Source organism: Acinetobacter sp. NPDC052428, from assembly GCF_044547685.1.
GTDB lineage: Bacteria > Pseudomonadota > Gammaproteobacteria > Pseudomonadales > Moraxellaceae > Acinetobacter > Acinetobacter lwoffii_G.
Window position 1 is genome coordinate 22,302 of record NZ_JBIUAT010000020.1, and the last position, 13,629, is coordinate 35,930.

11 protein-coding genes, 1 tRNA gene and 2 pseudogenes are annotated in these 13,629 nt (G+C 44.8%); 4 read left to right on the plus strand and 10 right to left on the minus strand.

All coding sequences use genetic code 11. The features are described 5' to 3' along the window. Window positions 1-98: 98 nt before the first annotated feature. The 9 genes and pseudogenes from ACIG3F_RS11025 to ACIG3F_RS11065 form a co-directional block, all read right to left on the minus strand. Window positions 99-1,286, minus strand: a pseudogene (locus ACIG3F_RS11025) (HlyD family efflux transporter periplasmic adaptor subunit). Further along, window positions 1,283-3,424, minus strand: coding sequence for a type I secretion system permease/ATPase (locus ACIG3F_RS11030; protein ID WP_396470065.1), 2,142 nt, complete (start codon window positions 3,422-3,424; stop codon window positions 1,283-1,285). Before ACIG3F_RS11030 ends, ACIG3F_RS11025 begins: the two are co-directional and overlap by 4 nt. Further along, window positions 3,421-4,891, minus strand: a pseudogene (locus ACIG3F_RS11035) (TolC family outer membrane protein). The gene ACIG3F_RS11030 and the pseudogene ACIG3F_RS11035 overlap by 4 nt, the downstream one beginning before the upstream one ends. A gap of 205 nt (window positions 4,892-5,096) precedes the next feature. Further along, complete coding sequence (gene lptB, locus ACIG3F_RS11040) at window positions 5,097-5,840, minus strand: LPS export ABC transporter ATP-binding protein (protein ID WP_253147047.1); 744 nt, start codon at window positions 5,838-5,840, stop codon at window positions 5,097-5,099. Continuing rightward, window positions 5,840-6,406 carry a lipopolysaccharide transport periplasmic protein LptA gene (lptA, locus tag ACIG3F_RS11045; protein ID WP_253147048.1) on the minus strand — a complete coding sequence of 189 codons (567 nt, stop codon included), beginning with the start codon at window positions 6,404-6,406 and terminating at the stop codon, window positions 5,840-5,842. Before lptA ends, lptB begins: the two co-directional genes overlap by 1 nt. Next, the gene (lptC, locus tag ACIG3F_RS11050) at window positions 6,390-6,938 is read right to left on the minus strand and encodes an LPS export ABC transporter periplasmic protein LptC (RefSeq protein WP_253147049.1); all 549 of its coding nucleotides are present in this window, start codon (window positions 6,936-6,938) and stop codon (window positions 6,390-6,392) included. The genes lptA and lptC overlap by 17 nt, the downstream gene beginning before the upstream one ends. A 33-nt stretch (window positions 6,939-6,971) precedes the next feature. Beyond that, the gene (locus ACIG3F_RS11055) at window positions 6,972-7,511 is read right to left on the minus strand and encodes an HAD family hydrolase (RefSeq protein ID WP_253147050.1); all 540 of its coding nucleotides are present in this window, start codon (window positions 7,509-7,511) and stop codon (window positions 6,972-6,974) included. A 3-nt stretch (window positions 7,512-7,514) separates the two neighbouring features. Continuing rightward, a complete protein-coding gene (locus tag ACIG3F_RS11060) occupies window positions 7,515-8,558 on the minus strand; it encodes a KpsF/GutQ family sugar-phosphate isomerase (RefSeq protein WP_312584872.1) in 1,044 nt (347 codons plus the stop codon). A gap of 203 nt (window positions 8,559-8,761) precedes the next feature. Further along, window positions 8,762-8,965, minus strand: a complete 204-nt coding sequence (locus ACIG3F_RS11065) for a hypothetical protein (protein WP_253147052.1) — start codon at window positions 8,963-8,965, stop codon at window positions 8,762-8,764. 25 nt (window positions 8,966-8,990) lie between these two features. Here ACIG3F_RS11065 and cysS point away from each other — a divergent pair, with 25 nt between their 5' ends. The 4 genes from cysS (at window position 8,991) to ACIG3F_RS11085 (ending at window position 12,608) form a co-directional block, all read left to right on the plus strand. Then, on the plus strand, window positions 8,991-10,412 hold the full coding sequence (gene cysS / locus ACIG3F_RS11070; RefSeq protein ID WP_396470066.1) for a cysteine--tRNA ligase: 1,422 nt from the start codon (window positions 8,991-8,993) through the stop codon (window positions 10,410-10,412). 62 nt (window positions 10,413-10,474) lie between these two features. Continuing rightward, window positions 10,475-10,550 (plus strand) — tRNA-Gly (locus ACIG3F_RS11075). 195 nt (window positions 10,551-10,745) lie between these two features. Then, window positions 10,746-11,534 carry a hypothetical protein gene (locus tag ACIG3F_RS11080; protein WP_253147054.1) on the plus strand — a complete coding sequence of 263 codons (789 nt, stop codon included), beginning with the start codon at window positions 10,746-10,748 and terminating at the stop codon, window positions 11,532-11,534. A gap of 93 nt (window positions 11,535-11,627) precedes the next feature. Next, window positions 11,628-12,608 (plus strand): fatty acid desaturase family protein, encoded by a 981-nt coding sequence (locus ACIG3F_RS11085; protein WP_253147055.1) that lies wholly within the window; start codon window positions 11,628-11,630, stop codon window positions 12,606-12,608. 26 nt (window positions 12,609-12,634) lie between these two features. On the opposite strand, the gene ACIG3F_RS11090 is transcribed toward ACIG3F_RS11085, so the two are convergent. Then, window positions 12,635-13,567, minus strand: coding sequence for a cation diffusion facilitator family transporter (locus ACIG3F_RS11090; protein ID WP_253147056.1), 933 nt, complete (start codon window positions 13,565-13,567; stop codon window positions 12,635-12,637). Between the last annotated feature and the right edge of the window lie 62 nt (window positions 13,568-13,629).

A 13,629-nucleotide genomic window follows, 5' to 3' on the forward strand; every position in this document is an offset into this window, starting at 1 on the left:
ACCGCTGCAGTATACCCGCTTTGCACAGACAAATAAAAAGCCTCTCCACGGAGAGGCCTGATTTTGATCGATTGTTTTACTCAATTGCTTGGCAAATATTACCGTTCACGCAAGGCTTCTTTGGCTTTATTAAATGGCTTGATCAGATAATCCATCACGGTTTTTGAACCAGTACGAATATCCACGGTGGCCACCATCCCTGGAGTAATATTGAACTTCTGCCCGGCATTATTGCTGAGCTTGTCGCTATCGGTACGGATATACACCCGATAATAAAATTGATCCTGCTTGACTTCATCACGCAAGGTATCCGGTGAAATCATCGCAACTTTACCATTCAACCCACCATAGATCGAATAATCATAAGCTGTAATTTTAACCAATGCTTCCTGATCAGGGCGAATAAAGGCAATATCACGCGGCGAGATTCGTGCTTCAACCAGTAATTTTTCATCCAGTGGCACGATGGTCATCAACTTGCCATTTTGTGGAATCACGCCGCCCAGCGTCATCACATCAATCTCTTTGACGACACCGCGAACCGGTGATTTAAAAACAGTTCGGCTCAAAGTATCCGACTTGCCACGTACCACCTGTTGCTGGGTTTCTACATCAGTATTGGCTTTGGACAATTCTTCCCGCGCATTCACATAATATTGATTACGGATATCATTCATCTGATTACGCAGGTCATTGGCTTCACGTTTTAGACGCAACACTTCAACCTCACTGGCTGCCCCTTTGGCGACCAAGGGAGCGGTCATTTCCAGTTCTTGCTGCACCAGTAACAAAGCCTGTTCCAGGCCTGCAACAGATTCTTGCAAATTGGCTCGACGCGACTGATACAGGGCCGTTTCTTCTTTAACCAATTTGGGGTATTTCAACACTTCTTCAGGAAAGACCAACGGTGCGCCGGTGACTTCCGCACGTAAACGGGCTGAAGTGGCACGTTATGACACCAGCAAGGATTCTGATTCACCGACGTTGGATTCAAAGCGGGTCGGATCAAGCTGGGCCAATACTTGCCCACGCTCGACAATCTCACCTTCTTTGACATTAAGTTTAGTCAAAATACCGCCATCCAGAGACTGAATCACCTGCTCTTTGGATGATGGAATTATTTTTCCAGTACCGGTAGATACTTCTTCCAATTTGAATAACCAGGCCCAGGTCAGTAATACCAGTAGGCCAATGCCGATAATCCAGATGATGACACTTGATTTGGGTAATGGCGGTTCCTGAAAGCTGACCTTGCTGGAACGTTTTAGTTGCTGTAGTTCACTCATGCACTTGCTCCCACAACCCGCTTATTACCACCCTGCGACTGATTCAGGATCTGATCCCGTGGTCCATCCATCACAATCTTGCCATCATTGACCACCAGAATACGATCCACCAGTTCCAATACCGCACGGCGATGAGTGGCGACGATCATCGTACGATGGGTTAAATACCCTTTAAGATGATCAATCAACTGTTTTTCTGACACATCATCAATGGCAGCGGTCGGTTCATCCAGTAGCAAAATCTTTGGTGGACGAATCAACAACCGCGCCAATAACAAGGCTTGGCGCTGTCCACCAGAAAAGCCGACACCACCCTCTAAAATGATATGATCCAGCCCTTCTTTTTTCTCCTGTACAAATCCCAGTGCACCGGTAATTTGTAAGGCTTCCAGAATTTGCTGATCGGTGGCCAAAGGTGCACCCAAAGTCAGGTTTTCACGAATTGAACCATAAAATAACTGCGAGTTCTGATTTAGCAAACTCATATCACGCCGCACATCTGACGGATCAATCAGGGTCAGATCAATCCCATCCAGCTTGACCTTGCCCTGTAACGGTGTCTGCATCCCAGACAAGAGCTGCAACAAGGTCGATTTTCCTGCACCATTACGGCCCAGAATTGCAATTTTCTCCCCGGGCTTGATCTCTAGCTTGGGAATCATCAAACTCGGTTTCGGATCATCATCGCCATATTTGAACACCACACCGTTGAGCTCATAATGCCCATCCAGTGCCGGACGATGAATCAGGTGCGAATAATCCGGCTGGTCCACCGGTTTTTTCATGAGTTCATCCAAACCAGCCTTGGCGACTTTAGCCTGTTGCAAGCGACCCAGTACACCCGTAATTTGTGAAATTGGTGCCAGCATGCGTGAAGATAGAATCGAACAGGCCACCAGTGCGCCTGTGGTCATGTCACCCTCCATCACCGCAAAAGCCCCGACCAAGACTACAATTGCAAAGGTCAGTCCCTGAATTTTTTGGGTCCAGGCGGTCATCAAGCCGACAATTTTACGTTGCTGCATGCTGACATCGGCTGACACTTCATTCATATGATTCCACTGGTTCTGGAAACGTGTTTCAGCTCTTAACAGCTTGATGTCTTCAATTCCTTGTACGGCTTCTACCAGCAAGGCATTGCGGATGGCAGATTCGCGCATCCCCAACTGGGCCAGCTGTGCCAGTTTTTTCTGTGCCAGAATTCCCGGAAGAATCATTAAGGGCACAACGAGTAACATAACCCAGAACAGATTGCCACCGATCACCCAGAAGATGCCCAAGAACAGGAAGAAGAATGGCAGATCGGCAATTGCTGTGACTGTGGTTGAAGTCACCAGTTCGCGGACGCCTTCCAGCTCGCGAATTTGTGAAATAAAGGTTCCTGTCGATTTGGAACGTTCACTGTTTTTGATACGTAATGAATGACCAAACACCCGGTCAGAAATTTTTAAATCCGCGCGTTTACCAATAATGTCTGACAGATAGATCCGCGAGACACGTAAAACAAACTCAAAAATCGCGGCGATCAGTACACCACCGGCCAACACCCATAACGTCGGAATAGATTGTGATGGAATGACACGGTCATAGACATTCATCGAGAAGACTATCGTGGCCAGTGCCAGAATATTGGCAATTAAAGATGCAAACATCACATCGATATAACGCTTCCAGTCATTCAGGACAATCGACCAGAACCAGTTTTTTTCAAAAGGTTTGATATATTCATCAACACGTGCATCCGGAACTGAAGATTCAGGACGCAGTACATAAAGATGCTTTACGCCAGTATCTAATTGTTCAACTGTAAAGCTTTGAGATAAACCTTCATCACCACTGAGCTGAATGCTGACATTCCCCTGCGTATCAATGCGTTCGATCACCCCCACATCACCACTATCGAATTCAACCAGCAAAGGTAAACGCCATGGATTCAGCAGGCTGCGCTCAAATTTATTTTTACGGACATTTAAACCCATCTGACGACTGACAATCTTGAGCATGTCATCGATGTCATGATGCTGGTTCCAATCCAGTTGCAGGCGAATTAGCTCCTCAGAAGGCTCAATCCGGTAATGCCGAGCAATATTTAAAACTGCCTGAAGCCAAGGTTGATAATTTATTATTGTAGAACTCATGGCTGAACTTCAAACCCCTGAATAGAAATGCTGTTAAGCGCGTAAATATCCCGTGTACGGCCCGTGACCTGAATGTACTGTACGATCGCCGAATAAATATCATAGCGTGCCGATTCAATTTCCTGTGCGGCACTATGAATGGCTTGCTCTGCATTCAGCAAATCCACCACGGTTCGGGTACCCAATTTATATTGTTCTTGATACAGCTCTTTGGTGCGTACCGTGGTTGCGCGGCGCTGGGATAAAACCGCCATTTGTTTTTTTTATTTTCAATCTGTTCTCGGATCAAGCGCACCTGATCCAGCACATCCAGATAGACCGTATTGACCTGTGCTCGTGCAGCTTCTTCGGCATAGCTTGCGGCACGGGTCTGTGAACGCGTTGCACCACCCTGATACAAATTACTGCTGGCTTCAATCATGACTGAATTATAAAAACCATCATCTTCATTATTATTTGGATTCCGTCCATTCATCGCCTGACTTAGACTGCCTTTAACACTAATAGTCGGATAAGGACTTAATCGCGCCTGATCTTTTTGCAAACGGGCAACATTGACCCCGGCATGGGCCAGAATCATGTTCGGAATCTGGGTAAACTCCGGATCTTGATAAAGATCGGCCTGTGCCACAATACGCTCAGAAATCTCCCATTCAATGGCGGATACATCAAATCCTAGCAAGGTACGCAAGCGTTGTTGATATTGTCTGAGCTGGGTCTGCTGTACAATCAGATTCGATTGTGCTGCTTCCAGATTGGACTGGGCCTGAATTGGGTCGGCCTGACTGCTGATTCCGGCGCGGGCACGCAAATTGGCAATTTCTGCAATCCGTCCAATGCCCTGAATCTGCTGTTGGGCAATCTGGGTAATTTGCTGATAGCGTTTGATATTCACTATGGCATCAGCCACTTCAAATGCGATCTGATCCAAACTAACTAGCACTCTTGCCTGTTCTTCTACCAAGCGGGCTTCTTCCACACTGACATTGGTTTTAATTTTTCCAAAGTCATACAGCATCTGGGTGGCATTCAAAGAAACCATTTGTCGTCCACGCTCACCGGAAGTGAGATCCCCTCCCCGGATAACTGCGGATAATACCCTGCTCTCGCCACATCAATATTCGCGGCCTGCGCAGATAATGTCGAAATACTCTGAGTGATTTCAGGACGTCGTTGCACTGCCCGGTGTACAGCTTCCACCAGATTCATTGTCTTTGGAATGCCAGCTGTGATCGTAGGACTTAAAGCTGGCTGTCCTGACTGTGGCCGGGTAATTTGCGGCAGCTCAGCTACTTTTGATGTATCTAATGCATAATGACCGAGCGAGGTAATATCAATGGTATGTGCTGATCGTGTCGGTTTGGGTGCAATCAGCTGGCTCAAGCCATTCTTGAGATTGGCAAAATAATGGGGTGAGCTTTCTGCATGTGCCAAAGATACAGATAAAGGCAAAAGAAGAAGTATCAATCCACTTCTTTTTTGATTTGTTTTCCCCTGATTTTTTTTAAAGTGTTCTGCCCTAAATTGCATAATTATGTAATGTTTCTTGTTTTAGTCTAACAATATATCAAATCCCTTTAAAAGAAATCTTTTTCACTTTGATTTGATCAAAAAAAACCCTGCATCCGACAACTGGCATCTGATGCAGGGTTTTTATATAAAGCAGGATTATTTAAACAGTGAAATCATCACCCAGATAAACTTTTCTCACGGTCTCATTCGCCAGGATTTCTTCTGGTGTGCCTTCAGCAAGCAATGCGCCTTCACTGACAATATAAGCATGTTCACAAATCGCCAGCGTTTCACGCACGTTATGATCGGTAATCAGCACCCCAATTCCGCGATCTTTCAAGGTCGTAATAATATCCTTAATATCTCCAACCGAAATCGGATCGACACCGGCAAAAGGTTCATCGAGTAGCATAAATTTTGGGTCCGCCGCAAGTGCACGCGCAATCTCGGCACGACGTCGCTCACCACCGGATACACTCATACCCAAAGAATCTTTGATATGAGTGATTTTAAAGTCTGCCAGTAACTCCGCCAGACGTTGCTGACGTTGTGGCTTGGTCATATCTTTACGGGTTTCCAGAATCGCCATAATATTTTCTGAAATCGTCAGTTTTCGGAAAATCGAAGCTTCCTGCGGCAAATAACCAATTCCCTTGCGTGCCCGCTCATGCATTGCAAGGTCGGAAAGATCGAGATCATCGAGATAGATTTCTCCCTTATCCATCCGCACCAGACCGACCACCATATAAAAACTGGTGGTTTTACCGGCGCCATTTGGTCCCAGCAGCCCCACAATCTGGCCACTTTCCATGCTGAACGACACATCTTTCACTACCCAGCGTTTATTATAGTTTTTCGCCAGATGCTTAATGGTGAGGGTTTGAACCTGCTGCGATTGCTCCATTAATCACGCGCTCCAGGGAAGGATGTTGAACTAGATGGTGGAATCACGATTTGTACACGGCCAGACGATGAACCGGTTTTGTTTGGTGTTCCGGTGGCTTCGATATCGCCTTTGTTCATGCTGTATTTTAAAGTTGCACCACGAATACTGGCACCATCCTGTTGCAGGAAGGCATTACCGGACAAAGTAATAATCCCGGTTTCAGCATTATAGACAATTTTCTGCGCCTGACCTTTGGCAAGACCTTTGGCAGGATCCACTTTTTGCTGAAACTGTGCCGGGCTGCCTGTCGCCGTAATCAGGCTGATCTGGCGCTTATTGTTCAGATTGGCCACAATCGAATTGGCTTGCAGCTTCATGGTACCCTGTTCAATGATGACATTGCCCGAATACGTCGTCACACCCGTCCGCTCATTGAAAGTCGCCCGGTCAGCCAGCAAGGTGATTGGCTGGTTACGGTCAGATGGCAGCGCAAAAGCAGTGATTGAACCGAGTCCAACCACAGCCGCCAGCGTCATACGCTTCAGGAAAGTGTGCATCATTTTGGCTTTAGGAGTTTGGTTCATACTTTCCTCGAATATTAAAGAATTCGTATTGACCATCATTAAGATTGGCTTTAAGACCCTGGCTGACAAATTCAGCCTGTGGAGATTCCACAATCACTGTCTTGTCTGTTTCAATTTCACGTATTTTCGGAAAAGCGGTCAGCTCTTCAGTACGAAACTGCATTTTCCCATTTTGCATGATTTTGGTGGCGAGCACTTCCTGAGAGAGTACAACTTTTGTATTGTCATCATAACCATGCGCCATTTTGGCAAAGAAAGTCGCATCGACTTTACCATTGTCATAAGTCGATGCTCGCAGATTTTCCAGCTTTGAGGTTTCTAGCTGCAGGTTCTGCTCGAGTCGGTCCACTTGGGCACGAACCGACACCTGACCTGCTTCATCCGTCTGAGTTAAGTTAATATTTTGAGCGGAATAGGTCATGCTGCGCGCAGAGTCTGCCTGCAACTTGTTGCCCTTGCCGCTGTAATAGTAATAACCACCACTTATTGCGGCAATAATCACAGCCGTAATATATAAAACTTTAGTATCCATAAGCGGTGTACTTAATCCAAAAGATATGACTTATTAATAAGGCGCACGAGTATATTTTTCAAGTAACTCTTGGTACATGCCTTTGGACATTAACAACATATCGCAGATTTCACGCACCGCACCACGTCCACCCTGTGCCTGAGTCACGAGATCGGCACGGCGGCGAACTTCGACATGACCATTAGGTACGGTCACTCTCATGCCGGCAATGGCGAACGCAGACAGATCAGGCCAGTCATCGCCCATATACAGGCAATCTTCAGGATCAATGTTAAGCTGTGCACAGGCTTCACGAAGTGCTGTACCTTTGTCTTCACGGCCCTGATAGACCAGATCAACACCCAGATCCGACATACGCTTTTCTACGATATTGCTTTTACGTCCGGTGATAATAATCACCTTGATTCCTGCTTGTTGAACCAGTTTCATGCCCAGACCATCACGAATATCAAAGGATTTGATCTCATCGCCAGTATTGGTCAGCGTTACAAAGCCATCACTTAAAATACCATCTACATCAAGCACCAGTGCTGCAATATGACGTGCCTGCTCTAATAATACATAAGATGCCATTTATTAATTTACCCCAGCCTGAATCAGGTCATGCATACTAATCACGCCAATGACTTTATTGGCATCATCAACAACTACAAATTGATTAATTTTATGTTCATTCATACGTTCCAGTGCGACCACTGCACGTGCTTCCTGAGAAATGGTCAACGGATTTTTGGTCATCACGTCCTGAATAGCCAGATTGACATCAAAACCTTGCTGCTTATCAATCAAGCGACGCAAGTCACCATCGGTAAAAATCCCCAGCAACACATCATTTTCATCGACGACTGTGGTTAAGCCCAAGCGCTTGTTGGAAATTTCGTACAATACTTTATTCATGGCGGTATCAGGCGAGACTTTCGGCAAATCGGCTCCAGTACGCATCAGATGCTTCACATGCAATAACAGACGCTTACCCAGCGCACCTGCAGGATGTGAGCGTGCAAAATCATCCGAGGTAAAGCCGCGAGCATCCAGTAAAGCCACCGCTAAAGCATCACCCAAAGCCAATGTTGCCGTCGTTGACGATGTCGGCGCTAAACCCAGTGGACAAGCCTCCTGAATATTACCCAGCGTCAAAGCCACATCAGCATTTTGTGGCATTGGACCACGATCATCACCACTGATTGTAATCAGCGGAATTTCCAGATGTTTGATGAGTGGCATCAGCATCATGATTTCATCACTCTTGCCCGAGTTTGAAATTGCAATCAGCACATCACCAGCCACCAGCATACCCAAGTCGCCATGACCAGCTTCACCTGGATGCATAAAGAATGAGGGAGTTCCGGTCGAAGCAAAGGTCGCCGCCATTTTACGGCCAATATGACCTGACTTGCCCATTCCGGTAATCACCAGACGGCCAGTACACTGTAGAATAATTTCACATGCCCGGCTAAAACGGTCATCAATCTGTGTTGCTAAAATCTGTAGTGCATTTTCTTCGATGCGCAGTGTTTCAAGTGCGACTTTCTGGAAATCTAGTTGATTCGCTGTTTTCTGTGAATTCAAAGCCTGTTTACCTACGCTAAGGACAGAGAAAAACTCTGGTTTGATGGGCATAATTTTCGCAATTTTAGCATAGCTATGCAATTGTAAGCTTTCTAAATGTAGAAGATTCGACGGATTTTTAATATATTCAGATTGTATTCAACTTGCGCAATCTGGTATCTCCGCCTCTACATTCACTCCATTTTTAAAGCGGTTATATGCGCTTGTTTTTATTTTTATAGAAACACGCTTACGCTATCCAAAATAAGTTTGGGTCAAATCAGACCAGACTCATTCAAATATAATTCCATCAGACTGGCAAACACTGCCTCTGAAAATGTAAGCTCAATATTCGCTATTTCTCTTCCTGAACCTCTTCTTTCTAAATCACTCTCGTCGTCTAACTCCCCTAAATAACTGAGGCTTTTTACGCTTTTATCTTTATGAATAATTATGCTTAGGTTAAGATGATTCATCATTTTATTTGAAGTCTTTTGAACAGCTATGCAACCATTTGTTCTATATAACTCAGAGCAACGCAAAAAAGTAGAATTCGTTCCACGCAAGGAAGGCCATATTGACATGTATGTCTGTGGTATGACGGTTTATGATTACTGTCATATTGGTCACGCGCGTGTAATGGTTGCATTTGACTATATTATCCGCTTCCTGCGTAGTCAGGGCTGGAGCGTTAAATACGTTCGCAACATCACCGATATTGATGACAAGATCATCAAGCGTGCCAATGAAAATGGTGAAAGCATTACTGCATTGACGGATCGTTTCATTCAGGCGATGAATGAAGATGCGGAAAACTTAGGTTGTTTACATCCTGACGAAGCACCGCGCGCGACGGATTTTATTCCGCAAATGCAAAACATGATCGGTACATTGGTCGACAATGGCACAGCATATCCATCATCAAATGGCGATGTGTATTTCCAGGTTGAAAAATTTGCCAAATATGGTCGTCTGTCTGGCCGTAAACTGGAAGATATGCAGGCCGGTGCATCAGAGCGTGTCGATGTCGAAGTTGAAAAGAAACATCCTTTTGACTTTGTACTGTGGAAACATGCCAAAGAAAATGAACCTTCTTGGGCTTCCCCTTGGGGTAATGGTCGTCCGGGCTGGCATATTGAATGTTCAGCCATGTCAACTTGCTGCCTAGGCAACCACTTTGACATTCATGGCGGCGGTTCGGACTTAACCTTCCCGCATCATGAAAATGAAATTGCACAATCGGAAGCATCTACAGGCGAACAGTATGTAAATTACTGGATGCATGTCGGCTTCATCAATGTCGATGGCGAGAAAATGTCGAAGTCTTTAGGCAACTTCTTTACCATCCGTGATGTAATGGATAAATTCCATCCTGAAGTAATTCGCTACTTTATTGTATCATCGCATTATCGTAGCCCGGTGAATTTCTCTGATGTAGCGCTCAAAGAAGCCAAAGCAACCCTGTCACGTTTCTATCATTCGTTTAAAGCTTATCAAGCTGTTTATGGCGACAAACTGGTTGATACTTTAGATGATGCACTGGTTGAGCGTTTTAATGCCGCGATGCGTGATGACTTTAATACCTCTGAAGCCATTGCTGTCTTATTTGAAATTAACAAAGCTTTAAATAGTGCAGTGAAAGAAGAAAATGCCGAGCAAGCGGCCATTTACTATGCAACGTTGCGCCACTTAACCAATATTTTAGGTCTGGTTCAGTACAACGTTGATGAGTTCCTCAAATCAGATATTGGACAGGAAGCTTTAGGTTTAAGCCCTGAACAAATTGAAGATTTAATTCAGCAACGTGTCGATGCGAAAAAAGCCAAAGCATTTGCGCGTGCCGATGAAATTCGCCAGTCCTTACTCGATCAGGGGGTAGTGCTTGAGGATACCCGTCAGGGTACTGTTTGGCGTCGTGCTGATTAATTAAGCAAACAGAACGATAGAGAGTTGACACTGCCGTGGAATTCTCTATAATTCACCTCATTGCGGGAATAGCTCAGTTGGTAGAGCATAACCTTGCCAAGGTTGGGGTCGGGAGTTCGAGTCTCCTTTCCCGCTCCAGAATACGAAAAGCGCCTATCGAAAGATAGGCGCTTTTTTTATTGCACCTAAAATCTTTGCTTGATAAAAACATAGCTAAAATCACCTTTTGACCTACTCTACTTTCTTGATATTTTTTGGGTTATGCTCGACAAAACACCATTCCGAATAAGTTGCGAAACTTTCAGCCTCTTTTTTTAATAACGACATCGTTTCATGAAATATAAATTAAATGCTCGCCATCTTGTTTTAGACTTGCTCTACGCTTCTAAAAATTCAACTATCAGCATCAAGCGCATACTCTCTGCCGCAGATTTATTGAGGATTTCTGATAATGGCATCCGGGTCGCGGTCGCCCGCCTGAATCAGGAAAATATCATTCAATCCGTAGAACGCGGCGTGTATCAATTAGTGGAAAAGAAATTTGACACTTCTTTTATTAGCCTGAATAAACACCCTGATATGCAAACTACCGCCACTTGGGATGGTAAATATGTACTGGTCTATACTGGCGCCTTGGGACGTGTAGACCGTACCGCATTATCTAAAAGGGAAAAAGCCCTGCGCTATTATGGTTTTCAGGAACTGGAGCAGAATGTTTTTATCCGTCCGGATAATTTAACCCTGCATTTACATGACTTAAAAACGGCAGCGATCAAGTTTGGTCTGGATCAGCAAGCCCGTTTTTTTCAGGTCAGTGCAGTGGAAAACGAAACCGAAGTCCGTGCACTCTGGGATATCGAAGCGCTACAGCAGACCTACACCAAAACGCATCATGATATTCAGCAATGGTTTGAAAGCTACTCCTCTTTAAGTCTAGCCGATGCCGCAAAAAGTGCTTTCCATCTGGGTAAAGAAGCCCTGTTCAGCTTACGGGCTGATCCCCTGCTGCCTGCCGAATGGCTAGATGCGGAAGCACGGCAGCAATTCGAACTGTCGGTACGAAATATGGAAAAACAGGGGCAGATTTTATGGCAACAATACTTTAAAAATCAGGGGATATAATTTATTTCATAATATTTAATAAAAATAAATTGACTGTAATGTTTAGCGTGAATATATTTAAAACAAATATAAGAACGACACACAGGCACAATAATGAACAGCAAGATTAGCGTCACCGAACTTTTTAGTCGTGAAGAAATCAAAGAGCTCACCACAGCCTCCGATCTGCATGGAGCTTGGGCTGTAGGTTCAACCTGGGCCGTGATTGTCATGACCTTTGGTACGGTTGCTTATAGTTGGGAATATTTACCGACATGGGGCAAAGTTCTGATGTGTGCACTGGCATTGGCTATTTTGGCCGGTCGCCAGTTGGCAATGGCCATCTTGATGCATGATACTTCACATCACAGTCTGTTCAAAACCAAGTGGCTGAATACCCATTTGACTGACTGGCTCTGTGCACGTCCCATCTGGAATGATGTCAGTAAATATCGTCCTTATCATTTAAAGCATCATGCAAAAACATCGCAAGCAGATGATCCGGATTTAAGTCTGGTTAAAAACTTCCCGATTACGCAAAGCTCATTATTCAGAAAATTTTTCCGCGACCTGAATGGACAGTCCGGGCTGAAATTTCTGGCTGGCCGGGTGCTGATGGATTTAGAACTTCTGGAATGGAGCGTGTCAAATGACCCTAAACCGATTCCACGCGCTGGTCGTACCCATCTGGAGTTGGCGAAGAACTTGCTCAAGAATAGTTCCGGCATGCTGATTTCCAATGCCGCGATTTTCTCAGCACTTTGGGCCAGTGGGCACCCTAAGCTTTATCTGCTTTGGCCGCTGGCTTATATCACCCCATTCCCATTATTTATCCGCATTCGTGCCATGGCTGAACATGCCGGTCTGGAAACCAGTCATTCTGCGCTCAGTAATACCCGTACTACACGAGCAGGATATATAGCGCGAGCCTTTGTGGCACCGATTCATGTGAATTATCATATTGAACATCATTTAATGGCCTCGGTTCCGCATCAGAAACTGGCTAAAATGCACCAGATGTTAAGAGAACGAAATTATGTCGATGCTCCACCCAATTATTGGCAAGTGATTCGTTCATTATTAAAAAAATCGTGAATATCTAAAATTCGGCTAATTCAAGTTCAATGATGATGATTTGAATGATCATGCACAGATTGTCCACGATGTTCAGGTGGACAATCTTCCGCCTCGATCTGCAAGGTCATTTCGGTAATATGATGTTGATGACTCAACATCTCAAAAGCCTGATGACGCAGTTGTTCATAGTCAACATCAGGCGCTACCAGATGCACCGTCAGCATGACTTTTTTAGAGGTAATTGCCCAGACCTTGAGCTGATGAATATCCTGAACCCCGTCAAGCGCCAAAAGATCGTGGCGTAATTTTTCAATATCAATTTCATCCGGCACCCCTTCAAGCAGAATATTGATGCTCTGTTTCAGCAAAATCCAGGTTCTTGGCAATACCCAAAATCCGATCAATACCGCAATCAGCGTATCGACCCACATCCAGCCGGTAAAATAAATCACCAGTGCCCCAATAATTACCCCGACTGATCCCAGCGCATCACTGAGTACTTCCAGATAAGCACCTTTAACATTGAGACTTTCCTGACTGCTGGATACCAGAATTTTCATGGAAATCAGATTAATGATCAGCCCCAAGGTGGCTACGATCATCATCCCCAAACTCTGGATTTCCGGTGGATGACTCAAACGCTGATAAGCTTCAAACAAAATATAAATCGCAACCACAAACAGCATTAAGGCATTAAACAGAGCAGCCAAAATCTCAAAGCGCTGATAACCAAATGTCCGTTTATTGTCTGCCGGTTTTTGTCCAATTTTGATAGCGACTAAAGCAATAGCCAGTGCAGCAGCATCGGTAAACATATGCGCAGCATCAGAAAGTAAGGCCAAACTTTGAGTTAGAAAACCAGCAATCACTTCCACAATTAAAAAAGTCGTGGTTAATGCCAACGCTATTGATAATTTTTTGGCATTTTTTGCAGTCACAGTGACATGACTATGTTCATGATGATGTGAATTCCCCACCGGCCACTCCTTCCTTCTTATTCAATGAGGATTATATCCTCTGTATCTTTCAAGTTTTATTC